Below are 24,171 nucleotides of genomic sequence, written 5' to 3'. Positions count from 1 at the left end.
CATGAGCGGAATTCTCGAGGGCAAGCGCGTCCTGATCACCGGTGTGCTGACGGAGTCCTCCATCGCCTTCCACACCGCCAGGCTGGCGCAGGAGCAGGGTGCCGAGATCATCCTGACCGCGTTCCCGCGGCCCACGCTCACCGAGCGCATCGCCAAGAAGCTGCCGAAGCCCGCCAAGGTCATCGAGCTGGACGTCACCAACGACGAGCACCTCGGCCGGCTCGCCGACATCGTCGGCGAGGAGCTCGGCGGCCTGGACGGCGTGGTCCACTCCATCGGCTTCGCGCCGCAGGACGCGCTCGGCGGCAACTTCCTGAACACGCCGTTCGAGTCGGTCGCCACCGCCATGCACGTCTCGGCGTTCTCGCTGAAGTCGCTCACCATGGCCTGCCTGCCGCTGATGCAGAACGGCGGCTCGGTCGTCGGCCTGACCTTCGACGCCCAGTACGCCTGGCCGCAGTACGACTGGATGGGCCCTGCCAAGGCCGCGCTGGAGGCCGTCAACCGCTACCTGGCGCGCGACCTCGGCAAGCAGAACATCCGCACCAACCTCGTCTCGGCCGGCCCGCTCGGCTCCATGGCGGCCAAGTCCATCCCGGGCTTCAGCGAGCTGGCCTCCGTGTGGGACACCCGGGCCCCGCTGGAGTGGGACCTGAAGGACCCCGAGCCGGCCGGCCGCGGTGTCGTGGCCCTGCTGAGCGACTGGTTCCCGAAGACCACCGGCGAGATCGTCCACGTGGACGGCGGCCTCCACGCCATCGGCGCGTGACCGCCGCCGCGGCGGAGCACGGCTGACGGCGGTCCGCGCCGCGGAGCACGGCTGACGGCGGGGCGTGGTCGCCGCGCGAGCGTGGTCCGTCCACGTTCGCGCACGGCCGGCGTCTCCAGGGCCCGCGTCCCCCGGGGAGGGGGCGCGGGTCCTTTGCGTTGCTGCGCGGAGCACTGCGGGTGCTGTGAGCGCTGTGAGTGCTGTGGGGGCTGCTGGTGTCGCGGGGTGGCGCGGGTGCCGCGCGGGCGGCGGGTCCGCGGGCGGGGGTGCCGGGTCCGCGGGCGGGGGTGCCGTGCGGGCGCGCGGTGCGGGGCACGCGGTCCGGGCAGCCGCCGGGCTCGCAGGCGCCGAGTCGGCGCGGGGCGCGCGGTCCGGGCGGGCCGGGTGCGGCGCGGGCCGGGCGTCCGGGGCCGCTCGTGCCGTGTCCCCGGCGGGCGCTGCCCGGCCGGGCGGCCCCGCGGTGTGTCACCCGATCGGCTCACCCGGCGGGCGGGTGCGGGCGGCGGCCCGGCACCCTGGGAGGGCGCGCTCGCCCCGCGTTTTCCTCCCCAGCCCGGCCGAGGAGGTCCCTGTGCGTCTGTTCCGCAGCGTGGCCCCGGTGGCCATGGCCGTCGGCCTCGTCCTGTGGCTGCCGTACGAGGCGATGCCGCACGCCCGCGCGAGCGCGGGGCGGCCCACCGCGGCCGAGCCGTTCGGCGCGACCTGCCGCACCGCCGTCTCCGGCTCCCGGGTGACCGCCTACTGCCACAACCCGTATCCCGAGACCGACCGCGTCAGCCTGCACATCGAGTGCGCCCGCTGGTGGGACCTCGACAGCGACGGCTCCCCGGTGGACGCGGGACCGGCGCAGACCGTCCGCATGACCGGCCGCTGCTGGAAGGATGTCCGCTCGGCCTGGGTCAGCCACGGCCGGGCGGACTGAGCCGGTCCGGCCGGCACAGGAACGGATAGCTCGCGGCCTCGGCGGCGGCCGCCTCGGCGTCCCCCGCGCGGATGGCGTCGAGCAGCCGGGTGTGGTCCATGTACGCGTCCGGGGTCAGCTCCGCGCCCACGTCCGCGCGCAGCCAGTCCCGCAGCACCTCGCCCAGGTCCGCGTACATCGCGGTCATCACCTCGTTGCCGGAGGCGGCCACCACCGCGAGATGGAAGGTGGCGTCCGCGGTGACGAACCGCTCCGCCTCGCCGCTCTCCCACGCCTCCTCGCGGCGCAGCAGCAGGGCGTCGAGCTGCTTGAGGTCCTTCTCGGTGCGCCGCTCGGCGGCCAGCCTCGCCGCCGCCGACTCCAGCGTGGAGCGCAGCTCGGCGATGTCCCTCGGGTCCGCGTCGGCGAAACGGCGGTGCATGACGCCCGCCAGCTCACTGGTCGCCACCACATACGTGCCGGAGCCCTGGCGGATGTCCAGCAGGCCGTTGTGGCCGAGCGCGCGGACCGCCTCCCGGACGGTGTTGCGCGCGACCCCGAGCTGCTCCACCAGTTCGGGCTCCGTGGGGATACGGGACCCGACCGGCCACTCGCCCGAGGTGATCTGGTTCCGCAGCGCGGCGATGACCTGTTCGGACAGCGCCGAGCGGCGCGGATGGCTCAGGGGCATGACACACCTTCGCACGCGGAGCCCGGGCACGGGACGCCGGACCATGGACAGCCAATCATCCTATGATTCTATGATGTCTTTCATGGCACGCCAGGAAACTCCCCGGACGACCTCGCCGACGACCGACCGCGGGGAGGCCCCGACGCTCCGGGAACCCGGGCAGCGGCCCGCGCGCACGTCGGTGACACGCACGTGGGCGACCCGCCTGGTCGTCCTCGGCATCGTGCTCTCCGCCCTCAACCTGCGCCCTGCCATCACCAGCCTCGGCGCGCTGCTGGAGGAGGTCCGCGGCGGACTCGGCATGAGCGGCAGCGTGGCCGGCGTGCTCACCTCGGTGCCCCCGCTGTGCTTCGCCGTCTTCGGTGTGACGGCGCCCCGGCTGGCCCGCCGCTTCGGCCCCGCCACGGTGGTGTGCGCCGGCATGGTCGCCATCACCGCCGGCCTGCTGATCCGCCCCTACGCCGGCGGCACGGCCGCCTTCCTCGCCGCCAGCGCGCTCGCCCTGATGGGCATAGCCGTCAGCAACGTCCTGATGCCGGTCATCGTCAAGCGCTGGTTCCCGCACCGGGTCGGTTCCATGACCGGCCTGTACTCCATGGCCCTGGCCCTGGGCACCTCGGCCGCCGCCGCGCTGACCGTGCCGCTGACCGGGGCGCTCGGCGGCGACTGGCAGCAGGGGCTCGCCGTGTGGGCGCTGCTCGCCGCCGTGGCCGTACTGCCGTGGCTGCCGCTGCTGCGGGACCGGGACGCCGAACGGTCCCATGCCGCACCGGCCCACCATGCCCCCGCCGGCCCGGGCCCGGACCGGCACCTCCCGCAGCCCCCGGACGGGCAGGTCCGGGACCGGCACCTCCCGCAGCCCCCGGACGGGCACATCCCGGGCGCCCGGGTGGCCGCCGGCCCGGCTGCCGCGCGGGAGGGCACGGCGTCCGCCCCGGTCCCGGCCGTGCGGGTCAGCCGGAGCCGGACCGCCTGGGCGCTGGCCGTCTTCTTCGGGCTCCAGGCCACCGGCGCCTACATCACCATGGGCTGGATGGCGCAGATCTTCCGGGACGCGGGCGTGCCCGCCGGCACCGCCGGGCTGCTGCTCGCCCTCACCATGGTCATGGGCGTGCCGCTGGCCTTCGTCATCCCCCGGCTGGCCGCCCGGCTGCCCCACCAGGGCCCCATCGTGCTGGTCCTCGGCGTGTGCGGGCTCGCCGGGTACGCCGGCCTGTACTTCGCCCCGGCCGCCGGCGCCTGGGCCTGGGCACTGCTCCTCGGCGTCTCCAACTGCGCCTTCCCGCTCGCGCTCACCATGGTCGGCATGCGGGCCAGGACCGGAGCGGGGGTGGCCCAGCTGTCGGCGTTCGCCCAGAGCACCGGCTATCTGATCTCCATCCCGGGCCCGCTGCTGGTCGGCGTGCTGTACCAGAGCAGCGGCGGCTGGGGGCTGCCGCTCGCCCTGATGGCCGCGCTGATGATCCCGCAGATGGTCGCGGGCCACCTGGCGGGCCGCGACCGCACGGTGGAGGACGAGACGGCGCGTTGAGGCGGCCCCCGGGGAGGAGTCCCGGACGAAGGGTGCGAGACTGGGCGCATGGAGCCTGTCCTCGACCCCAACCCGCCGAACGGCCAGAAGAAGATGCTGATCGTCCTCGGCTCGTTCCTGGCCATCTTCGTGATCATCGGCATCATCGCGACGATCGCCTCCCCCTGACGGTCCCCCCGGGGTGGGGCTGTCCCCCGTATCCCCTAGGGGGGCAGGGTCAGGGTCAAGTGGGTGGATCACCGGATGGGTTCCGGCGCCCCGGATCCGTAGCTTCGAGACGTGACCGCGAACGGCGGTCCGCCAGGCCACTCGAAGACCAGCGGAGGCGAGCATGCCGGCCCCCACGCACCCCCGCCCCCGCCCGGCTCACCCGGGCGGCGTCGACATCCGCCTGCCGTGGTGGGCGCTCGCCCTCCCGGCCCTCGCCTTCGTCACGCTGCTGGTCCTCATCCTGAACCCGTCGAACGCCCATGCGGCCGGCAGCGAGCCCGCCCTCACCCAGCTGCTGCAGCACATCCGGATGCTGCTCGCCCGCTGAGGTCCGCGCGGGCGGCGTGCGGCAGGCGCCGGGTGCCCCCTCCCGGGCGGTCCGCCACCCGGAAAACCCGCATGTCAACTCCCTGCGCCCCATGGCCTGTTTCATGCGAAGCTGGGTGCCATGAGCGTCGCAGAACCCCGCAGGATTGTCCTCTTCCGGCATGCGAAGGCCGACTGGCCCCAGGTGAACGATCACGAGCGACCGCTCGCCGAGCGCGGCCGCATGGACGCCGCCGTCGCCGGGCGCAAGCTGGCCGACTCCGGCATCCCCTTCGACCTGGCCCTGTGCTCGACCGCGACCCGGACCCGTGAGACCTGGAAGCTCGCCGTCCACGAGCTGCCGCACCGGCCGAAAACCGTCTACGAGGAGCGGATCTACGAGGCCTCGCCCGGCGAGCTGATCGCCGTGCTCAACGAGACGCCGGACGACGTGCAGAACCTGATCCTGATCGGCCACAACCCCGGCATCCAGGGCCTGGCCGAGGTGCTGTCCGGCGCCGCGGAGGACGAGCCGCGCGAGCGGATGAGCCGCCGCGGCTTCCCCGCCGCCGCCTTCGCCGTCGTGTCCTTCGACGGCTCCTGGAAGGCGCTGGAGCCCGGCGTGGGCACCCTGCTCGACTACTGGGCGCCCTCGGAGTAACCCGGCTCGACGACTCCCGGACGAGGCCCGGACGACTCCCGGACGAGGCCCGGCACCCGCGAGGGGCGCCGGGCCTCGTCCACGCGGCGCAGGCCGGCCGACGGACGGGCGCCCCGCGGGGTGCGGGCCGATGAGGGGGCGCGGAGTCGGCCGGGCGGACCGCCCAGGGCAGGCCGGACCGCAGTGTGGGGGCCGGCGCACGTCGCCGGGTGGCCGGGTCAGGCCTCCTCGTGGGCGTCGGCCGCCTCGACCTCCTCGCGGGTGACCCCGAGCAGGTACAGGACCGTGTCCAGGAACGGCACGTTCACCGCCGTGTGCGCGGCCTCGCGCACCACCGGCTTGGCGTTGAAGGCCACACCGAGCCCGGCCGCGTTGAGCATGTCCAGATCGTTGGCGCCGTCGCCGATCGCCACCGTCTGCGACAGCGGGACGCCCGCCTCGGCGGCGAACCGGCGCAGCAGCCGCGCCTTGCCCGCCCGGTCCACGATCTCGCCGGTGACCCGGCCCGTGAGCCTGCCGTCGACGATCTCCAGCTTGTTGGCCTGCGCGAAGTCCAGCCCGAGCCGCTCCTTGAGGTCGTCCGTGACCTGGGTGAAGCCGCCCGAGACGACTCCGACCTGGTAGCCGAGCCGCTTCAGCGTGCGGATCAGGGTGCGCGCGCCCGGCGTCAGCCGCACCTCGCTGCGCACCTTGTCCACCACCGAGGCGTCCAGCCCCTCCAGCAGCGCCACGCGCGCGTGCAGCGACTGCTCGAAGTCCAGCTCCCCGCGCATCGCCGCCGCCGTCACCTCGGCGACCTTGTCCTCGCAGCCCGCGTGCGCGGCGAAGAGCTCGATCACCTCGTCCTGGATGAGCGTCGAGTCCACGTCCATGACGACCAGGCGCTGCGCCCGCCGGTGCAGACCGGCACCGACCACCGCGACATCGACACCCAGTGCCGCCGCGTCGGTCACCAGGGCGGTGCGCAGCGGCTCCGTCTCCACGCCGGACACCGCGAACTCCACTGCCGTGACGGGGTACTTGGCGAGCCGGAAGATACGGTCGATGTTGCCGCCGGCCTTCGTGATCCGGGCGGCGATCTGCGCGGTCGCCTCCGCGGTGAGCGGATGGCCGAGCACGGTGACCAACGAGCGGCCGAGACCGCGCGGCTGGTTGTCGCCGCGGCCGGAGATGATCTCCGCCTGCATCTTCATCGACTCGGCCCAGCTGTGCACGGTGGCCCGCAGGTCGCCCTCCAGCCCGGCCGGGGGCTCGGTGACGAGCGCGCACAGCACCATCCGGCCACGGGTGACGACCTGCTCGATGTCGACCACGTCGACGGAGTAGGCCGCGAGGGTGTCGAAGAGTCCGGCCGTGATGCCCGGCCTGTCCTTCCCGAAGATCTTGACGAGAAGGGTGAGGTCGTCGGAGGTCTGCGAAGCGCTCATGGTGTCTCCACCGTATCCGGCACCCGGTGCCCCACGCCCCTCCGGTCCGCCTGACGGACACGGAACAACGGGTGTCGAACGGGTGGCGCGACCGGGTGCCGCGACCGGGTGCCGCGACCGGGTGGCGGCGGCCCGGCGTCCCGGTGCGGACGGGGGAGCCCGGCCAGGGCCGGGCACGGTCACTTCCGCGGCTTCCGAGGCGGCCCCGGCGGAGGGGGTGGAGGGGGCGGGGGAGTGTCGTCCGGCGGGGGCGGCGGCCACTCACGGGAGCCGGCACCCGGGCGTCCCCGGGGCGGGCGCGGACGCGGACGCGGAGGGACGGGCGCGATCATCGTCGGAGCCCCGTACACGTCGCCGGGCGGCGATCCGGGCGGCGATCCGGGCGGGGCCGCCGTCGGCGACGGCCGGTCGCCCGATCCGCCCTCCGCCGACCCGCTGGGCGCGACGCCCTCCGCCGACCCGCCGGGCCCGCCCACGGCCCCGGACTCGCCCACGGCCCCGGCCGGGCGGGCGTCCTGCGGCTCCGGCGGCCCGCCGGGCAGGCGGAGGTAGGGATTCGTGGCCGGGTTCGGCGGCCGGTACGGCCTCCTCGGCGTGTAGGGACCGGGTCGCCCTGCCGCGTCCGGCGCCCCGGCCTCGCCTGGCGCCCCCGTGCCATCCAGTGCCCCCGCCGCGACCGGCGCCCCCGCCCCACCCAGCGCCCCCGCGCCATCCCGGGCGGCGGCCCGTACGGTCACGTCCGCGTCCGCTCCCCACCCCACGCCGGCCCCCGGATGCCGTACGGCCGCTCCAGCGCCCCGCAGTGCCAGTGGCGCCGCGCGCCGGCCCGCGGCCCCGGTCGCGCCCGCCAGCAGACCGCCGGCCGCCCCCGCCCCCGCGCCCCACACCGCGCCCAGCAGGAACGCCGTGCCCAGCCTGCCGTGCAGCTCGATCCCCGCGCCGAAGGCGTCGAAGCCGAGCACCGACAGCGAGGCGTCCACGGACACGTCGGTCAGCCACACCAGCAGCGGCAGCGCCGACGCCGTGACGGCCCCCAGCCGCACCGCGCACCGGCCCGCGAAACCGAGCGGACCGTGCCCGCCGGCCGGGGGGCCCGCCGGGGTGCGCACCGCCGTCAGCACACCCGCGAGCAGCATCATCAGCGCGGCCGCCACCCCCAGCAGCCACACCCGCCCGTCCAGGTCGGCCAGCCGGCCCAGTGTGACCGGCTGGTCGGTGCGCACGGTCAGCAGCCTGTCCAGGGGGTCGGGCAGGAGCCGGGCCAGTTCGCCGGTCGCCCTGCCGTCCCAGGGGACGAACAGGCCGATCGGGACGCCCAGCCACACCCCGTTGGGCGCGCCCAGCAGCGCGGCGCCCGCGACGCGCCGCGGATGGGCGTCGCCGGCCGCGGCGTACGCCGCCGCCGCGAGCCCCGCCGCCACCGCCACCAGCACCACGGTGACGAGCGCGGACGCGGCCGGCCGCACCACCCGGTGCACCGCCTCCCAGCCGCGCGGCAGCGGGGTGCGGCGCGAGGCGAGCAGGGCGATCAGCAGGACGCCCGCCGACCAGCCGAGCCCGCCGAGCAGGGTGGGCGCCGTCCGGACGGTGAAGCCGACCGCCGCCTTGGCGTCGATGAGGCCGCCGAGGCCGTCGGGCAGCAGCCCGCCGATGTCGCCCAGGTCGCCGAGCCCCGGAACGCTCACGCCACCGGTGCCCGTGCCGCCCGGCGGCTCGAGACCGAGCGAGCCGCCGTCGAAGGTGACGACGTCGTGCCCCGCCCAGGCCAGCCCGCCCAGCACGGCCACGAACAGCGCGACCACCGTGCCCGCGCGGGCGAGGAGTTCGGTGGCCGGCAGCACAACTCCGGCCGTGCGCAGGGACCGCAGGAAGAACCACGACAGCAGCAGCGCACCGGCCAGGCTCACCCCCAGCGGCGTGATCTGTATGGCGGTGTGCGCCTCGGCGCCCTTCAGCCCGAACGCCGACACGTCGCCGGACGGGGTGACCGAGCCGCCCGCCCCAAGTGCCACCACCGCGGCGGTCATCGGGCCGAGCGAGCCGGCCGCGTCCGCCCCGAGCAGATGCAGACCGAGCGCGGCCACCCCCGCCATCCCCACCAACGCCCAGCTCACACAGGCGATCGCGGACAGCAGCACGTCGAGCCAGGGCAGGCGCGCACCGCGCCGCACGGCCCCGGACTGTGTGGCAGCACTCATGGCAGACCCCCCGATCCGCACGGCACGGCCCGGTCGCCGCGCTTGTCCCCCTCGCGTGGAATACCACTCTCCGGCCGGGTTTCCGCCCCGTCAACGCCAACGGACGAAGCATGCGTTACGCACTCATGACAAGGCCCGGCTTTCGGTCAGAGGGCGGAGCCTGAAATAGTTCCCCACGATGTTCGACATCCCTAGACTCCCTGTGTCGGGGGTAATTCGGGGGACAACTCAGTGGGGCATGGAGTGCCGGAACTCGTACTGGAAACAAACGGACGGACCTGGACGCTCGACCCGTCCAGGACCTACACCCTCGGACGCGATCCGCAGGGCGACATCGTCTTCGACGACGCCAGGGTCTCCTGGCGGCACGCCACGGTCAGCTTCAACGGCCGCAGTTGGGTCATCGACGACCACGGCAGCACCAACGGCACGTTCGTGCAGGGGCAGCGGATCCACTCGACGGAAATCGGCCCGGGCTCGGCCGTCCACCTCGGCAACGCCGCCGACGGACCGCGCCTGACCCTGTCGGGCACGCCGGCCGCCGTCGCCACTCCGCAGGTCCAGCCGCAGCAGCCGTACGCGGCCCAGGGCGCGGGCCCCGGCTGGCCGCAGCAGGCCGGACAGCCGCAGGGCGCACCGCAGGGCGCACCGCAGGGCGGCCGGCAGCAGCCGCCGCCGATCCCGCAGCAGCAGGGCCCCGGTGCCGGCGCGGGGGCGCCGCCGGTCTACGGCGACCGCAGCCCGACCACGTTCCACCAGTTCTCGCTGGGCCGGGTGATGCGCATCGGCCGCGCGCTGGAGAACGACCTGGTCGTCTCCGACCTCCAGGTCTCCCGCAACCACGCGGAGTTCCACGCGACGCCCGACGGCCGCTTCGAGATCCGCGACCTCGGCTCGCACAACGGCACGTACGTCAACGGCCAGCCGATCCCCAAGGGCGGCTCGGCGACGCTCGGCCCGACCGACATCGTCGGCGTCGGCCACTCGACGTTCCGCATCGTGGGCGACCGTCTCGAGGAGTTCGTCGACACCGGCGAGGTGTCCTTCTCCGCCCGGCACCTGACCGTCACGGTCGACGGCGGCAAGCAGATCCTCAAGGACGTGTCCTTCGGCGTCCCGGAGAAGTCGCTCATCGCGGTCATCGGCCCCTCCGGCTCGGGCAAGTCGACGCTGCTCAAGGCGCTGACCGGCTACCGGCCCGCCGACCAGGGCGAGGTCCTCTACGACAACCGCAACCTCTACAAGCAGTTCGCCGAGCTGCGCCAGCGCATCGGTCTGGTCCCGCAGGACGACATCCTGCACAAGGAGCTCTCCGTCAAGAAGGCCCTCAAGTACGCGGCCAAGCTGCGCTTCCCGGCCGACACCACGGCCGCCGAGCGTGACGCCCGCATCGACGAGGTGCTGCGCGAGCTGAAGCTGGACCCGCACAAGGAGAAGAAGGTCACCTCCCTGTCCGGCGGCCAGCGCAAGCGCGTCTCGGTGGCCCTCGAACTGCTCACCAAGCCGTCGCTGATCTTCCTGGACGAGCCGACCTCCGGTCTCGACCCGGGCATGGACCGCGACGTGATGACGCTGCTGCGCGGCCTGGCCGACGACGGCCGCACGGTCCTCGTGGTCACCCACTCGGTGGCCGAGCTGGCGCTGTGCGACAAGCTGCTGGTGATGGCGCCGGGCGGGGCGGTGGCCTACTTCGGGCCGCCGGAGGAGGCGCTGAACTTCTTCGGCTACGACAGCTGGGCCGACGTCTTCTCCGCCTTCGAGAACTACCGCGACTACGACTGGTCGGGCCGCTGGAAGGGCTCGCAGCACTACCAGATGTACGCCGCCGACATCGACGCGGTGGCCGCGCAGTCCGTACACATGCCGCCCCCACAGGCCATCAGGCCGCCCAAGCCGCAGGGCTGGGGCTCGCAGCTGCTGACCCTGATGCGGCGGTACGTCGCGGTGATCGCCTCCGACAAGGGCTTCCTGGCGCTGACGGTGATCCTGCCGGCGGTGCTCGGCGCGGTCAGCCTGCTGATCGACAGCGGCAAGGGCCTGCTGGTCAACCCGGTCAACCCGCGCACCGGCATCCCCGTCCCGAACGGCACGGCGACCACGGTGCTGCTGATCCTGGCGGTCGGCGCGTGCTTCGCGGGCGCCGCCAACTCCGTCCGTGAGCTGATCAAGGAACGGGTCATCTACGAGCGGGAGCGCGCCACCGGCCTGTCCCGCTCGGCGTATCTGATGTCCAAGGTGATCGTGCTCGGCGCGATCACCGTGCTGCAGGGCCTGATGGTCGGCCTGATCGGCTTCTCCAGCCGGGAGATCCCCGACGAGGGCGTGATCCTCGGCAACGCGACGCTGTTCGAGCTGTGCGTGCCGGTCATGGCGCTCGGCTTCACCTCGATGATGGTGGGCCTGGTCATCTCCTCGCTGGTGAAGACCGCCGAGAAGACGATGCCGCTGCTGGTGATGTTCGCGATCATCCAGGTGGTCTTCACCGGCTGCCTGTTCACGCTGAACGGCACGGTCGGCGTCAACCAGTTCTCGTACCTCATGCCCTCGCGCTGGGCGGTGGCCGCGGCGGGCGCCACGCTGGACTTCAACAAGATCGCACCCAACACCGACGACCCGGGCAAGACCGACGCGCTGTGGAACCACACCGCCACGGCGTGGACCGTCGACATGATCGCGCTGGTGGTGCTGGGCGTGGTGTGCGGCTTCCTGGTGGCCCGCTTCCTGCGCCGCCACGAGCCGGAGGTCATGCGCAAGTAGGCCACCGGTCGGTCACCCGCCCGTCACCCGCGGGCGACCGGGCGGCACCGGCGGCGGCGCGCACGCGCCGGACACAACGCGAAGGGCGGCCTCCCCGCAACGGGGGTGCCGCCCTTCCGCGTGTTCGTCAGAGGCCCGCGCCGGCCTCAGTACGCGCTGTTGACGTTGTCCATCGAGCCGTAGCGGTGCGCGGCGTAGTTGCAGGCGGCGGTGATGTTGGCGACCGGGTCGTAGATGTTCCACGAGGTGCCGGGGACGTGGTAGGCGCGGAAGGTCGGGTCGATGACCTGCAGCAGACCCTTGGACGGGATGCCGTTGATGGCGTTGATGTCCCAGTCGTTGATGGCCTTCGGGTTGCCCGAGGACTCCCGCATGATGTTGCGGTGCAGGCCGCTGTAGGAGCCCGGGATGTTGTGCTTCTTCATGATGTCCAGCGACTGGCGGATCCACCCGTCCAGGTTGTTGCCGTAGCTGGTGGTGGCGGCGACCGTCTGCATCTGCGGGCGCTGCACGGCACGGCTCGCGGTCTGCTTGGCCTTGTGGGCGGCCTGGACCTTGCGCGCGGCGGCGGCCTTGGCGGCGGCCTTCTTGGCGGCGGCCTTCGCCTTGTGCTGCGCGGCGGCCTTGGCGGCGGCCTGCTTCTTGGCCTCGATGGCCTGGATCTTCACGCTGGCGCCGGCGAGCTGGTCGGTGACGCTGGCCCTGACCTGCTTGGCGGGCGCGGAGGCGACCTGCACGGAGGCGGCGGGGGCCGCGTCGGCGGTCGTGGTGCTCTGGGCCTGGCTGGGGACCGCGGTGAAGGCGATCGCGGCGGCGCCGAGGGTGGCGACACCGGCGACGGCGGCCTTGCGGGTCTTGGTCAGCTGACGACTGGAACGGGGGAAACGAATGTTTGCGGGCATGGCGAAATGGACCTCTTCGAGTAGCGCGGAGGTCGCTCTCCGGACTGCGGGAGGGGGTCCTTCCCACACGAACGCCGGGGGCGGAATCCCCACGGCGTGAGCGACGAGAGCAATTCTTAGCTGCCGCAAAATGCCAGGGCAAAGGTGTGACGTACGAAGCCGCATAGTGGATCGGGAACAGACAAAACGGGACAGACAGGGGCGTCTGTCCCGTTCAGGGAGGGATGGGGTGTCTCCTATGTCCGTTCGTACGTGATGCGCGCCCTATGCGCGGCCTCACATCGCGGCGCCGCTCTCCTCACCGCGAGTTGCCATCGCAACGCTCTGTGTGAGGGGTTTCCGCCGGGAGGACGAGGTGCACGTCGCCGAACTCGTGCCAGAGGTACTGCCCGCGCAGAGCCTCCTCATACCCACGGGCCACCGCCGCCCGCCCGGCGACCGCCTCCAGCATCAGAAGGTGCGAGGCCTGCGGCTCGTGCAGCCCGGTCAGCAGCCCGTCGACCACCCGCACCCCGCGCCCGGGCGTCACCACCAGATCCGTCCACCCCCCGGCCGCCCGCACCACCCCGTCCGGGCCCGCCGCGGACTCCACCGCGCGCACGGCCGTCGTCCCCACGGCGATCACCCGCGCGCCCGCCGCCCGGGCGGCGTTGATCAGCCGGGCCGAGGTGCCCGGCACCGAGAACCGCTCCGGATACGGCGGCTCGTGCGCCTGAGCCGAGGCGACCCCCGTGTGCAGGGTCACCGGCGCGAACTGCACCCCCCGGCTCACCAGCGCCGCCACCATGCGCGCCGTGAAGGGCCGGGCCGCGCTCGGCATCTCCGCGCTGCCCGACCCGTCCGGCGACGGCACCGCGAACACCGTCTGGTACACGGACAGCGGCTGGTCCCGCTCCGTATAGGAGTAGCGGATGGGCCGGCCGTGCTCCCGCAGCAGCGCCGTGACCTCCCGCCCCCGCACCCGCGCCCACCACAGCCGCCCGCCACGCGCGCTCAGCGGCTCCTCCAGCACCAGCCGCACCTCCCCGGGCAGCACCACCTCCGTCCCGGCCGGCCCGCCCGCCGCCCGCCCGCTCCGCGCGGGCACGCCGCCCGTCCCGCTCCCCGTCTCCCCACGCGTCCCCGTCTCCCCAAGCGTCCCCGTCTCCACCCGCGCGCGCGTGGTGCCCCGGCCGTCCGGGTCCCTCAGCTCCACCGCCCAGCGCCCGTCGTCCCCGCGCGTGGAGAAGTGCACCACCACCCGCGCGCCCGCGACCTCGCCGTCCACCGCCGCCGGCAGGGTCGGCGAGGTGTTCACCACCAGCACGTCCCCCGGGCGCAGCAGCCCCGGCAGCCCGCCGAACACGTGGTGCGACACCCGCGTCCCGCGCGTCACCAGCAGCCGTACGGCGTCCCGGTCCAGCCCGGGGCCGCGCTGCTCGGCCGGTACCCGCGCCGACAGCTCCACGGGCACCCGTATCGCCAGGGTCACCGCGCCCCCAGCAGGGACGCGGCGCCGTAGCGGCCGCTGGCCGGGCGCTCGTCCAGCAGCCGCAGAATCGCCGGCACCACAGTGGCCGGCGCGGGCCGCGGCGCGTCGTCGTCCGGTACGGCCGCCGCGTACAGGTCCGTGGCCATGTCCCCGGGATCCACCGCCCACACCCGCAGCCACGGCTCCTCCACGGCCAGCACGGCCGCCAGACGGTCCAGCGCCGCCTTCGAGGCCCCGTACCCGCCCCACGTCCCGTACGCCTCGACCGCCGCGTCCGAACTCACCGTGATCACCGTGCCCGCCGCCGAGGCGCGCAGCGCCGGCAGCGCCTCCTGCACCAGACCCAGCGCGGCCACCGTGTTCACCTCCAGCGCCCGCCGCAGCCCCGCCGGCGGCAGCTCGGCCAGCCGCACCAGCGGCTCCGCGCCCAGCGCGCTCGCGTTGTGCACCACCAGATCGGCACCCCCCATCCCCCGCGCGGCGGCGACCAGCGCCGCCCGGTGCCCGGCGTCCACGACGTCCCCGGGCAGCGCCTCCACCCGCGTCCCGTGCCCGGCGACGGCGCGCGCCGCCCGGGCCAGCACCCGCGCGTCCCTGGCGTCGAGCACCAGGTCCCAGCCCCGCCCGGCCAGGGCCTCGGCCAGTGCCCGCCCCAGCCCTCTCGAAGCACCCGTGATGATCCCTACCGGCATGACACCCTTCCCCTGGTCCGGACGGCCCGCCCCCCGTCGCGCGCCGTCGTCGTGCGCCGGCTCCGACCGGCGTGCCGCCACCGTAGGAACGCGGCACCCCCCGCCACCTCCGCCGCCGGGCCCTGATCGACGCGGCACTTCGTCCTAGGGCACCCGGCGGGCGTCCCGGGCCGTAGACCGTCCGGCGGGCGTCCCGGGCCGTAGACCGTCCGGCGGGCGTCCCGGGCCGTAGGCCACCCGGCGGGCGTCCCGGGCCGTAGACCGTCCGGCGGGCGTCCCGGGCCGTAGGCCACCCGGCGGGCGTCCCGGGCCGTAGGCCACCCGGCCGGGACGCGGGACCTAGGACCGCGGCCCCGGCCGGCGCCGTCCCGGGCCCGATCCGCGCCGTCACACCCCGCCGGTACCGTGAGGACATGAGTCAAGGCCCCCGGTCCGGCCTCGCCGCGGTGAGCTCCGCGCTGCTGGCCATGAGCAGGCACCTCGAGGTGCACGACGTCCTGAAGACGATCGTCGCCTCGGCCCGCGAACTGCTCGGCGCTCAGTACGCCGCCCTCGGCGTCCCGGACGACCACGGAGGCTTCGCCCAGTTCGTCGTCGACGGGATCAGCGACGAGCAGTGGCGGGCCATCGGTCCCCTCCCGCGCCAGCACGGCATCCTCGCCGCGATGCTCCGCCAGGCCAGGGCCGAGCGGCTGGCCGACGTGCGCAAGGACCCCCGCTTCGAGGGCTGGCCCGCCGCCCACCCCGAGATGTCCGACTTCCTGGGCCTGCCCATCCGCGACGGCGACGAGGTCATCGGCGCGCTGTTCCTCGCCAACAAACACTGCCCCAAACCCGAGGGCACCTGCGGCTTCACCGAGGAGGACGAGGAACTGCTGGCGATCCTCGCCCAGCACGCCGCGATCGCCCTGACCAACGCGCGCCTGTACGAGCGCAGCCGCGAGCTGACCATCGCCGAGGAGCGCTCCCGCCTCGCCCACGAACTGCACGACGCGGTCAGCCAGAAGCTGTTCTCCCTGCGCCTGACCGCCCAGGCCGCCGCCACCCTCGTCGACCGGGACCCGGCACGGGCCAAGGGCGAGCTGCAGCAGGTGGCCGTGCTCGCCGCCGAGGCCGCCGACGAACTGCGCGCCGCCGTGGTGGAGCTGCGCCCCGCCGCACTCGAGGAGGACGGCCTGGTCGCCACGCTGCGCACCCAGATCCAGGTCCTGGACCGCGCCCACACCGCCCGCGTCACCTTCACCGCCCGCGGCGTCCGCGCCCTGCCGGCCGGCCAGGAGGAGGCCCTGCTGCGCGTCGCCCAGGAGGCCCTGCACAACGCGCTGCGGCACTCCGGCGCCGAGCACGTGGACGTCACCCTGGACCGCCGTGGCTCCGGCGCCGTCCTGCGCGTCACCGACGACGGCACCGGCTTCGACCCGAAGGCGGTGCGCCGCGCGGGACGCCACCTCGGCCTGGTCTCCATGCGGGACCGGGCGAGCGGGGCCGGCGGCCGGCTCACGGTGGAATCGGAGCCCGGCAAGGGCACCGCGATCGAGATGGAGGTCCCCGGTGGCTGACGCAATCAGAGTGCTGCTCGTGGACGACCACCAGGTCGTCCGCCGGGGCCTGCGCACCTTCCTGGAGGTGCAGGACGACATCGAGGTCGTCGGCGAGGCGGCGGACGGCGCCGAGGGGGTCGACCGGGCCGAGGAACTCCGGCCCGACGTCGTCCTCATGGACGTCAAGATGCCCGTCATGGACGGGGTCGAGGCGCTGCGCAGGCTGCGCGAGCTCGACAACCCCGCACGCGTGCTGATCGTCACCAGCTTCACCGAGCAGCGCACGGTCGTCCCCGCCCTGCGCGCCGGCGCCGCCGGATACGTCTACAAGGACGTGGACCCCGACGCCCTCGCCGGGGCCATCCGCTCGGTGCACGCGGGCCACATACTGCTCCAGCCCGAGGTGGCGGGCGCCCTGCTGGCCCAGGAGGAGAACAACTCCGGGCAGGGCCGGGCGGGTTCACTGACCGAGCGGGAGCGGGAGGTGCTCGGCCTCATCGCGGACGGCCGCTCCAACCGGGAGATCGCCCGGGCCCTGGTGCTCTCCGAGAAGACCGTCAAGACCCACGTGTCGAACATCCTGATGAAACTCGACCTGGCCGACCGCACCCAGGCCGCCCTGTGGGCCGTACGCCACGGCGTGACCGGCTGACCCGCACCACCTGCCGCCCCGGGCCAGGGAGGGGGTACGGGCGCGGTCGCGTCCCGGGGCCTCGCCCCTGGCCCCGGCGGGCCGCGCCCTCCGAGCAGCCGGGCCGGACCGGAGGAAGCCGGAGGGAGGACGACGCCGGCCGGGGCGACGGGTCGCCGGGGACCGTCCGCCGCCACTTGGGCGGGTGCGCCACGCCCATGGGGAGGGGCGGGAGGGAGCCCGGCCCCGGGGCTCCGCCCAGGCCCCGGCAGGGGGTGGAGCCCCCTGGAGCAGTCGGCCCCTCCGGGGTGGTGGACGAAGTCGTCCGGGGCGTTCAGCCGGGGCTGACGGGTCGCCCGGATCGACCGCCGCCACGGAGCATGCGCCGGGCCCAGGGGGAAGGGTGGGCCGGGTCCCCTTCCACGGGACCCCGCCCCCGGCCCCGGCAGGGCTGGGCCCCCGGGGGACCGGCGCGTCCGGGGCCGCCCGCCCCGGGAGGGGCTCCGCCCCGGCCGGCCGCGCGCCGGCACGTCCCTCGACCTTTCCGGGAGAGCGGCGGCAGCGAGCCGTTCCGGAGACCGGCGGGCCGGGTCTTCCCTGCGAGGGGCGCCGACGACCTCTTCCCCTATGAGCGGCGGCAGCGACCGGTTCCCCGCAGAGCGGCGCCGACGACCTGTTCCCCTATGAGCGGCGGAGTCGCGCGGCAGCGACCCGTTCCCCGGAGTCGCGCGGCAGCGGAGGGAACCGGTCGGGCCGCCGAGGCCGTGCGTGCCGTACGGACCGGGAGGGAGACCGGCGCTGCCGGGGCCGCCCGCCCCGGCAGCGGCGCCGCCCGGCGGACCCTCACCGCACCCCTTTCTCCCGCTCCTCCACCACGGAGTTGTACGCCGCGACCTGCGCCCGCCGGGCCGTCCGCTCCACCGGCCGCAGCGCCTCCCCCCGCGCGGCCATCTCGGACGCGCTCACCGCGCCCCCGTGCCCGTTCTCGTGCGCCAGCGCGATCAGCAGCCCCACCCGCTGTGCCAGCTCCAGCACCCGTACGGCCCGCGCCGGATACCCCGGCGCCAGCACCTGCCGCCCCCGCTCGGCCCGCGCCCGGTACGCGTCGATCGCCGCCTCCGCGACCGGCCCCGAGCCGGCCACGTCCAGCCGCGACAGCATCTGGGTCGCGTCCCGCAGCGCCTCCGCCAGCTCGCGCTCGGCCTCGCCCAGCGACGGCACGTCGGCGCCGGGCGCCTCCCGCACCGGCAGCACCCGCCACACCACCTCGGTGTGCACGTCACCCTCCGGCCCGGCCTCCGCCACCTCCGGCACCAGGCCGTAGGCCGCCCCGTGACAGACCACCGCCTCCTCGGCCTCCATCGCGCGCGCGTTGAACTCCGGCGGACCGCTCAGCCCCAGCGGATGCCCCGGTGCGGGCAGCGCCACCCGCAGCGCGGTCACCCCGAGCCCCCGCAGCCGCCCCAGGGCGAGCGTCAGCCCGACCGCGCCCGGCTCGCCGGGCAGACCCTCCACCCGATGGACGGCATCGTCCCCGACGATCGCCAGCACGGCGTCGTCCGGCGAGACAAGTCCGGACAACAGGGCATTTCCCCAAGCGGCCAGGCGGCCGGAGCGCGGTTCCGAGAGCATGCACCCACCCTAAGGACCGGACCGATGGAACGGCCCGCCCATCTCGTGGCGTAGATTCGTTGAGGGCTGCGCCCACCGGCGCGGCGGACCCAGCCACAGGCGTACGCGACAGCCGAGACCGGCGGCACACTGCAAGGGGAGACAACGCGCTCATGAGCGATGTTCTGGAGCTTCAGGACGTATCCGTGGTCCGGGAGGGCCGGGCTCTGGTGGACCAGGTCTCCTGGTCGGTCAAGGAGGGCGAGCGCTGGGTCATCCTCGGTCCGAACGGCGCCGGCAAGACCACTCTCCTGAACGTCGCCTCCAGCTACCTCTTCCCCACCAAGGGCACCGCCACCATCCTCGGCGAGACCCTCGGCAGGCCCGGCACCGACGTCTTCGAGCTCCGCCCCCGCATCGGCGTGGCCGGCATCGCCCTGGCGGAGAAGCTCCCCAAGCGCCAGACCGTCCTGCAGACCGTGCTGACCGCCGCCTACGGCATGACCGCCGGCTGGCAGGAGGAGTACGAGGACGTCGACGAGCAGCGCGCCCGCGCCTTCCTCGACCGCCTCGGCATGAGCGACTACCTCGACCGCAGGTTCGGCACGCTCTCCGAGGGCGAGCGCAAGCGCACCCTGATCGCCCGGGCCCTGATGACCGACCCCGAGCTGCTGCTGCTCGACGAGCCCGCCGCCGGCCTAGACCTCGGCGGGCGCGAGGACCTGGTCCGCCGCCTCGGCCGGCTCGCCCGCGACCCCATCGCCCCGTCGATGATCATGGTCACCCACCACGTCGAGGAGATCGCCCCCGGCTTCACCCACGTCCTGATGATCCGCCAGGGCAGGGTCCTCGCCGCCGGCCCCCTCGAGCTCGAACTCACCTCCCGCAACCTCTCCCACTGCTTCGGGCTGCCGCTCGTCGTCGAGCAGGTCGGCGACCGCTGGACCGCCCAGGGCCTCCCGCTCTCCTGACGCCCCCGTCGCGCCCTGTCCGCCGTACGCCTACGGCCCTACCATGACCATGTGAACGACATCGACGCGTGGGTGTGGTGGCTGGTCGGCGCGGCAGCGCTCGGAATCCCGCTCGTGGTCACCGCGATGCCGGAGTTCGGCATGTTCGCGGTGGGCGCCGTGGCCGCGGCGGTCGTCGCCGGCCTCGGCCTCGGCATCGTCATGCAGGTGCTCGCCTTCGTCGTCGTCTCGGTCGCCCTCATCGCCGTCGTCCGGCCCATCGCCTACCGGCACAACCGGCAACGCCCCGGACTGGCCACGGGCATTGACGCCCTGAAGGGCAAACAGGCCGTCGTGCTCGAACGGGTCGACGGCACCGGCGGGCGCATCAAGCTGGCCGGCGAGGTCTGGTCGGCGCGCGCCCTGGACACCGGCCGCACCTTCGAAGTGGGGGAGGAAGTCGACGTGGTGGACATCGAGGGGGCCACCGCCATCGTCATGTGACCGCGCGCCCAGGGCTGGTCAGCGGAACTGCACCGAACACCCCACGAGGCACGCGACGGTCTGTCAGACTCGAGCAGCAAGATCCTCAACAGGCGGACAGCCACAAGATCTTCGACAAGCGCCGAGGCGGAGAAGGGGTACGGGGAGCCGACGATGGAACCGGTCATCATCGTCCTGATCATTCTGGTGGTGTTGGTCTTCATCGCCCTGATCAAGACGATCCAAGTCATCCCGCAGGCGAGCGCCGCCATCGTGGAGCGCTTCGGCCGCTACACACGGACACTGAACGCGGGCCTCAACATCGTCGTCCCGTTCATCGACACCATCCGCAACCGGATCGACCTGCGGGAACAGGTCGTGCCGTTCCCGCCGCAGCCGGTCATCACCCAGGACAACCTGGTCGTCAACATCGACACCGTCATCTACTACCAGGTGACCGACGCCCGTGCCGCGACCTACGAGGTCGCCAGCTACATCCAGGCCATCGAGCAGCTCACCGTCACCACCCTGCGCAACATCATCGGCGGCATGGACCTGGAGCGCACCCTGACCTCCCGCGAGGAGATCAACGCGGCCCTGCGCGGCGTCCTCGACGAGGCCACCGGCAAGTGGGGCATCCGCGTCAACCGCGTGGAGCTGAAGGCCATCGAGCCCCCGACCTCCATCCAGGACTCGATGGAGAAGCAGATGCGCGCCGACCGGGACAAGCGCGCCGCCATCCTCCAGGCCGAAGGTGTCCGGCAGTCGGAGATCCTGCGCGCCGAGGGCGAGAAGCAGTCCCAGATCCTGCGGGCCGAGGGCGAGGCCAAGGCCGCCGCCCTGCGTGCCGAGGGCGAGGCCCAGGCGGTCCGTACGGTCTTCGAGGCCATCCACGCCGGCGACCCCGACCAGAAGCTGCTCTCCTACCAGTACCTCCAGATGCTCCCCAAGATCGCCGAGGGCGACGCCAACAAGCTCTGGATCGTGCCCAGCGAGATCGGCGACGCCCTCAAGGGCCTGTCCGGCGCCGTCGGGAACTTCGGCCCCCTGGGCGGAGGTTCGGGCGGCGGCAGCTCCTCGGGCAACAGCGGCGGCACGGAGCGCCGGGAAAAGCCCACCATCGACTGACGGACCGCCAGGCAAGAGGGTTCCCCGCGCCTGTCAGAGGCGCGGGGAACCGCACGACCGGCCGAGAAGGCAGGCCGGGCGGCCTCCGGCAGCCGGACCGCCCCGGGGCAGGTCAGGCGGCCTCCGGTGCCGGCCACCCGGGCAGCACCGCCAGGTCGTCGTGCCCGAGGGCGAGCAGCATCGCGTCCGCCGGCGTCGGCTCGAAGGGCCGGTGCAGCAGCGGCATCCCCGCCTCCTCCGGAGTCCGGTTCGCCTTGCGGTGGTTGTCCTCCGCACACGAGGCCACCGTGTTCAGCCAGGTGTCCTGCCCGCCCTGCGACCGCGGCACCACGTGGTCCACCGTGGTCGCCCGCCGTCCGCAGTACGCGCACCGGTGCCGGTCGCGCACCAGCACACCCCGCCTCGACCACGGCGCTCGTCTTCGGAACGGCACCCGTACGTATCTGCAGAGCCTGATCACCCGTGGCGCCGGTATGTCCACCGCGGCCCCCCGCATCCGCAGCTCGGGGTGGGCCTGCTCGACGACGGCCTTGTCCTGCAGCACCAGAACGACGGCTCGGTTCAGCGTCACCGTGGACAGCGGCTCGAAGCTCGCGTTGAGAACCAGCGTGTCGCGCATACCAGCCCACCTCCCTGTGCACCTGCCCACCCCCTGGCGGGCTCGGATCAACTCTGGACGGGCGCGCCGGGATGGACAACGCAATAAAAAATGCCCGCCTCCGATCACTTCCAAGACCAGAGGCGGGCAAACGTTCCATGAACGTCACTTTGCGCGGCGGGCGCCGGCGCGCACGTCAGCTCTCGGCGGGGTTCTCGTACACACCGATCAGCTGGGCGCGCGCCAGCGTGTGGAACCGCAGGTTGAACCCGACCACCGCCGGAGAGGCGTCCGAGTCCGGACCCAGCTTCTCCTGGTCGACCGCGTACACCGTGAAGACGTACCGGTGCGGGCCGTCCCCGGGCGGCGGCGCGGCACCCCCGAAGTCCTTCGTCCCGTAGTCGTTGCGCGCGTGCACGGCGCCCTCGGGCAGCCCCTCGAACCCGTCGCTGCCCGCACCCGCCGGCAGCTCCGTCACCGAGGCCGGGATGTCGAACAGCACCCAGTGCCAGAACCCGCTGCCCGTGGGGGCGTCCGGGTCGAAGCACGTCACGGCGAAGCTCTTGGTCCCGGGCGGGAAACCGGACCAGCGCAGGTGCGGCGAGGTGTTCCCCCCCGCGCGGACCTGAGCGTCCTTGAGCGTCGCCCCCTCCTGGACGTCGTCGCTCGTGACCGTGAAGGACGGCACGGGCGGATGGAAGTCGTGGGGGAGCGGCCGCCTCTTGAGCTCGGTCACCTCGGTACCTCCTGATCGGATACGACGTGATCCCTTGCCGACGGGATCACCGGTTCCCGAGCCTAGAACCAGTTCCGCTTACTGCCGACCTCGGCGATCCACTGGTGCAGATATGCCGCCCAGTCGGTCCCCTGGTAGTCCTCCAGGCCCACCTGGAACGAGCGGAACGTGTCGCTGCCCTCGCTGAACAGACCCGGCTTCTTGTCCATCTCCAGCACGACGTCCATCGCGTGCTCGTCGGCCACGAAGCTCAACTCGACCTGGTTCAGACCGCGGTACTGCGACGGCGGGTAGAACTCGATCTCCTGGTAGAAGGGCAGCCGCTGGCGCGTCCCGCGGATGTGACCGCGCTCCATGTCCGCGTTCTTGAACCGGAAGCCGAGCTGGATGAACGCGTCCAGGATGGCCTTCTGCGCCGGCAGCGGGTGCACGTTGATCGGGTCCAGGTCACCGGAGTCCACCGCACGGGCGATGGCCAGCTCCGTGGTCACCCCGATGTTCATGCCGCGCAGCGGCTGCCCGTCGATCATCGTGACGGGCGTCTCCCAGGGGATCTCCAGACCGAACGGCACCGCGTGCACGGCCCCGGCCTGCAGCTCGAACGCCCCGCCCAGCCGGACCTTGGTGAACTCGATGTCCTGCTTGTACTCCTGGTCGCCGCTCTCCACCTCGACCCGCGCCTGCAGGCCCACCGACAAGCCCTCGATGTTCTGGTTGACGGACCCGCCCTGGATCCGCACCTCGCCCTGGACGACCCCGCCCGGCACGACGTTGACCTCGTGCAGGACCGTCTCGACCGACGCCCCGCCCGCGCCGAGGCTCGCGAGCAGCTTCTTGAACGCCATGGCTCTCCCTTTACGTGTGGACCCTTGATCCCTACAAACGCGATCCGGCCGTGACCGGTTCCGCGCCCACACCCTGGCAAGCGACGGACATCCTGACCAGCCCTTGACACACGCCCGACTGGGCTAGGCTCGGAAGCCATGATCGCGCCCCCGGACCGTACGCCCCTGCCCAGGGAGTTCTTCGACCGCCCCGTCCTCGAGGTCGCCCCCGACCTCCTCGGCCGTGTCCTGGTCCGTACGACGCCCGACGGACCGATCGCACTGCGCCTGACGGAGGTCGAGGCCTACGACGGCGCGAACGACCCCGGTTCCCACGCCTACCGCGGCCGCACGGCCCGCAACGGCGTGATGTTCGGTCCGCCCGGTCATGTGTACGTCTACTTCACCTACGGCATGTGGCACTGCATGAACCTGGTGTGCGGACCCGTGGGACGGGCGAGCGGGGTCCTGCTCCGGGCCGGCGAGATAGTCGAGGGCGCCGAGCTGGCCCGGGTCCGCCGGCCCTCGGCCCGCAACGACAAGGAACTGGCCAAGGGGCCGGCACGTCTCGCCACCGCCCTCGGCGTCGACCGCGCCCTGGACGGGACCGACGCCTGCGCCGCCGGGGACACCCCGCTACGGGTGCTGACCGGCAGCCCCGTCCCCTCCCACCAGGTGTGCAACGGCCCGCGGACGGGAGTGGCCGGCGAGGGCGGCGACGGGGACGTCCACCCGTGGCGCTACTGGGTGGCCGACGACCCGACGGTGAGCCCGTACCGGGCCCACGTGCCGCGGCGCCGTCGAAGTTGACTCGCACCCCGAAGGTGCGTAACGTAGCCCAAGCCGCTGAACCGGGTACGGCGATCGCCTGCAGCCGGAGCGGCCAACCCACTACCTACCGAACACCCCTCAGCGGGGTCGATCGTGGCGTGCGCGCATGCCCGAATTCGAACTCGCGGAGGCCGATTATGAATCGGTCCGGGAATCGGCTAACGTAGTGAATGTCGAAAGGCCGACGGACGGAAGTCCGAAAGCCAAAGGCAAACCCCCCGACTGGGAATCGGATCGGAAAGATCTGATAGAGTCGGAAACACCGAAGGGAAGCGCCCGGAGGAAAGCCCGAGAGGGTGAGTACGAAGGAAGCGTCCGTTCC

24 protein-coding genes are annotated in these 24,171 nt (G+C 73.5%); 14 read left to right on the top strand and 10 right to left on the bottom strand.

The window, feature by feature from the left end; genetic code table 11:
* The first annotated feature begins 1 nt into the window (after window position 1).
* Together fabI and ACI2LW_RS32495 are read left to right on the top strand one after the other, a co-directional pair.
* On the top strand, window positions 2–769 hold the full coding sequence (gene fabI, locus ACI2LW_RS32500; protein ID WP_404734858.1) for an enoyl-ACP reductase FabI: 768 nt from the start codon (window positions 2–4) through the stop codon (window positions 767–769).
* Between the two features lie 571 nt (window positions 770–1,340).
* Window positions 1,341–1,691: a hypothetical protein gene (locus tag ACI2LW_RS32495; RefSeq protein ID WP_404734857.1), complete on the top strand. Its 351-nt coding sequence runs from the start codon at window positions 1,341–1,343 to the stop codon at window positions 1,689–1,691.
* Here ACI2LW_RS32495 and ACI2LW_RS32490 read toward each other — a convergent pair.
* On the bottom strand, window positions 1,669–2,361 hold the full coding sequence (locus tag ACI2LW_RS32490; RefSeq protein ID WP_404734856.1) for a FadR/GntR family transcriptional regulator: 693 nt from the start codon (window positions 2,359–2,361) through the stop codon (window positions 1,669–1,671). The genes ACI2LW_RS32495 and ACI2LW_RS32490 overlap by 23 nt on opposite strands.
* A gap of 82 nt (window positions 2,362–2,443) precedes the next feature.
* Between ACI2LW_RS32490 and ACI2LW_RS32485 the strand changes: the two genes are divergently transcribed.
* From ACI2LW_RS32485 to ACI2LW_RS32470, 4 genes are all read left to right on the top strand, one after another.
* The gene (locus ACI2LW_RS32485) at window positions 2,444–3,892 is read left to right on the top strand and encodes a CynX/NimT family MFS transporter (RefSeq protein WP_404734855.1); all 1,449 of its coding nucleotides are present in this window, start codon (window positions 2,444–2,446) and stop codon (window positions 3,890–3,892) included.
* 48 nt (window positions 3,893–3,940) lie between these two features.
* Window positions 3,941–4,060, top strand: a complete 120-nt coding sequence (locus ACI2LW_RS32480) for an SGM_5486 family transporter-associated protein (protein ID WP_404734854.1) — start codon at window positions 3,941–3,943, stop codon at window positions 4,058–4,060.
* Window positions 4,061–4,223: 163 nt separating this feature from the next.
* Window positions 4,224–4,430, top strand: coding sequence for a hypothetical protein (locus tag ACI2LW_RS32475; protein ID WP_404734853.1), 207 nt, complete (start codon window positions 4,224–4,226; stop codon window positions 4,428–4,430).
* Window positions 4,431–4,550: 120 nt separating this feature from the next.
* Complete coding sequence (locus ACI2LW_RS32470; RefSeq protein ID WP_404734852.1) at window positions 4,551–5,069, top strand: SixA phosphatase family protein; 519 nt, start codon at window positions 4,551–4,553, stop codon at window positions 5,067–5,069.
* Window positions 5,070–5,287: 218 nt separating this feature from the next.
* On the opposite strand, the gene serB is transcribed toward ACI2LW_RS32470, so the two are convergent.
* Together serB and ACI2LW_RS32460 are read right to left on the bottom strand one after the other, a co-directional pair.
* Complete coding sequence (gene serB, locus ACI2LW_RS32465; RefSeq protein ID WP_404734851.1) at window positions 5,288–6,496, bottom strand: phosphoserine phosphatase SerB; 1,209 nt, start codon at window positions 6,494–6,496, stop codon at window positions 5,288–5,290.
* Window positions 6,497–6,675: 179 nt separating this feature from the next.
* Window positions 6,676–8,694 (bottom strand): streptophobe family protein, encoded by a 2,019-nt coding sequence (locus ACI2LW_RS32460; protein ID WP_404734850.1) that lies wholly within the window; start codon window positions 8,692–8,694, stop codon window positions 6,676–6,678.
* A 243-nt stretch (window positions 8,695–8,937) separates the two neighbouring features.
* Between ACI2LW_RS32460 and ACI2LW_RS32455 the strand changes: the two genes are divergently transcribed.
* Window positions 8,938–11,451: an FHA domain-containing protein gene (locus ACI2LW_RS32455; RefSeq protein ID WP_404734849.1), complete on the top strand. Its 2,514-nt coding sequence runs from the start codon at window positions 8,938–8,940 to the stop codon at window positions 11,449–11,451.
* Between the two features lie 146 nt (window positions 11,452–11,597).
* Here ACI2LW_RS32455 and ACI2LW_RS32450 read toward each other — a convergent pair whose 3' ends face one another.
* From ACI2LW_RS32450 to ACI2LW_RS32440, 3 genes are all read right to left on the bottom strand, one after another.
* Window positions 11,598–12,353 carry a transglycosylase SLT domain-containing protein gene (locus ACI2LW_RS32450; RefSeq protein WP_404734848.1) on the bottom strand — a complete coding sequence of 252 codons (756 nt, stop codon included), beginning with the start codon at window positions 12,351–12,353 and terminating at the stop codon, window positions 11,598–11,600.
* 298 nt (window positions 12,354–12,651) lie between these two features.
* Window positions 12,652–13,824, bottom strand: coding sequence for an S-adenosylmethionine:tRNA ribosyltransferase-isomerase (locus ACI2LW_RS32445; protein WP_404734847.1), 1,173 nt, complete (start codon window positions 13,822–13,824; stop codon window positions 12,652–12,654).
* Window positions 13,821–14,516 (bottom strand): SDR family NAD(P)-dependent oxidoreductase, encoded by a 696-nt coding sequence (locus tag ACI2LW_RS32440; protein WP_404734846.1) that lies wholly within the window; start codon window positions 14,514–14,516, stop codon window positions 13,821–13,823. Before ACI2LW_RS32440 ends, ACI2LW_RS32445 begins: the two co-directional genes overlap by 4 nt.
* Window positions 14,517–14,929: 413 nt before the next feature.
* On the opposite strand from ACI2LW_RS32440, the gene ACI2LW_RS32435 reads away from it, so the two are divergent.
* Window positions 14,930–16,075 (top strand): GAF domain-containing sensor histidine kinase, encoded by a 1,146-nt coding sequence (locus tag ACI2LW_RS32435; protein WP_404734845.1) that lies wholly within the window; start codon window positions 14,930–14,932, stop codon window positions 16,073–16,075.
* On the top strand, window positions 16,068–16,709 hold the full coding sequence (locus tag ACI2LW_RS32430; RefSeq protein WP_404734844.1) for a response regulator: 642 nt from the start codon (window positions 16,068–16,070) through the stop codon (window positions 16,707–16,709). Before ACI2LW_RS32435 ends, ACI2LW_RS32430 begins: the two co-directional genes overlap by 8 nt.
* Window positions 16,710–17,531: 822 nt before the next feature.
* Here ACI2LW_RS32430 and ACI2LW_RS32425 read toward each other — a convergent pair.
* Complete coding sequence (locus tag ACI2LW_RS32425) at window positions 17,532–18,320, bottom strand: hypothetical protein (RefSeq protein WP_404734843.1); 789 nt, start codon at window positions 18,318–18,320, stop codon at window positions 17,532–17,534.
* A 152-nt stretch (window positions 18,321–18,472) separates the two neighbouring features.
* Between ACI2LW_RS32425 and ACI2LW_RS32420 the strand changes: the two genes are divergently transcribed.
* The 3 genes from ACI2LW_RS32420 to ACI2LW_RS32410 all read left to right on the top strand — a co-directional run bounded on the left by ACI2LW_RS32420 (window position 18,473) and on the right by ACI2LW_RS32410 (window position 20,860).
* Window positions 18,473–19,270 (top strand): ABC transporter ATP-binding protein, encoded by a 798-nt coding sequence (locus ACI2LW_RS32420; RefSeq protein WP_404734842.1) that lies wholly within the window; start codon window positions 18,473–18,475, stop codon window positions 19,268–19,270.
* Window positions 19,271–19,321: 51 nt separating this feature from the next.
* Window positions 19,322–19,753, top strand: a complete 432-nt coding sequence (locus ACI2LW_RS32415) for an NfeD family protein (protein ID WP_404734841.1) — start codon at window positions 19,322–19,324, stop codon at window positions 19,751–19,753.
* Between the two features lie 153 nt (window positions 19,754–19,906).
* Entirely contained in the window at window positions 19,907–20,860 is a 954-nt protein-coding gene (locus tag ACI2LW_RS32410) for an SPFH domain-containing protein (RefSeq protein WP_404734840.1), read from the top strand.
* A gap of 112 nt (window positions 20,861–20,972) precedes the next feature.
* Here the strand turns inward: ACI2LW_RS32410 and ACI2LW_RS32405 are convergent, their stop codons facing one another.
* The 3 genes from ACI2LW_RS32405 to ACI2LW_RS32395 form a co-directional block, all read right to left on the bottom strand.
* Window positions 20,973–21,479 carry an HNH endonuclease gene (locus ACI2LW_RS32405; RefSeq protein ID WP_404734839.1) on the bottom strand — a complete coding sequence of 169 codons (507 nt, stop codon included), beginning with the start codon at window positions 21,477–21,479 and terminating at the stop codon, window positions 20,973–20,975.
* A 175-nt stretch (window positions 21,480–21,654) separates the two neighbouring features.
* Window positions 21,655–22,194: a YbhB/YbcL family Raf kinase inhibitor-like protein gene (locus tag ACI2LW_RS32400; RefSeq protein ID WP_404734838.1), complete on the bottom strand. Its 540-nt coding sequence runs from the start codon at window positions 22,192–22,194 to the stop codon at window positions 21,655–21,657.
* Between the two features lie 62 nt (window positions 22,195–22,256).
* The gene (locus tag ACI2LW_RS32395; RefSeq protein ID WP_404734837.1) at window positions 22,257–23,039 is read right to left on the bottom strand and encodes a sporulation protein; all 783 of its coding nucleotides are present in this window, start codon (window positions 23,037–23,039) and stop codon (window positions 22,257–22,259) included.
* Between the two features lie 138 nt (window positions 23,040–23,177).
* Between ACI2LW_RS32395 and ACI2LW_RS32390 the strand changes: the two genes are divergently transcribed.
* Together ACI2LW_RS32390 and ACI2LW_RS32385 are read left to right on the top strand one after the other, a co-directional pair.
* Window positions 23,178–23,828 (top strand): DNA-3-methyladenine glycosylase, encoded by a 651-nt coding sequence (locus ACI2LW_RS32390; RefSeq protein WP_404734836.1) that lies wholly within the window; start codon window positions 23,178–23,180, stop codon window positions 23,826–23,828.
* 127 nt (window positions 23,829–23,955) lie between these two features.
* On the top strand, window positions 23,956–24,171 hold a 216-nt coding region (locus ACI2LW_RS32385; protein ID WP_404734835.1), incomplete at its 3' end, for a hypothetical protein.

Origin of the sequence: Streptomyces sp. NPDC004065 (assembly GCF_044903565.1) — a bacterium.
Lineage (GTDB): Bacteria > Actinomycetota > Actinomycetes > Streptomycetales > Streptomycetaceae > Streptomyces.
This window is presented reverse-complemented; position numbering and strand designations above follow the sequence as displayed.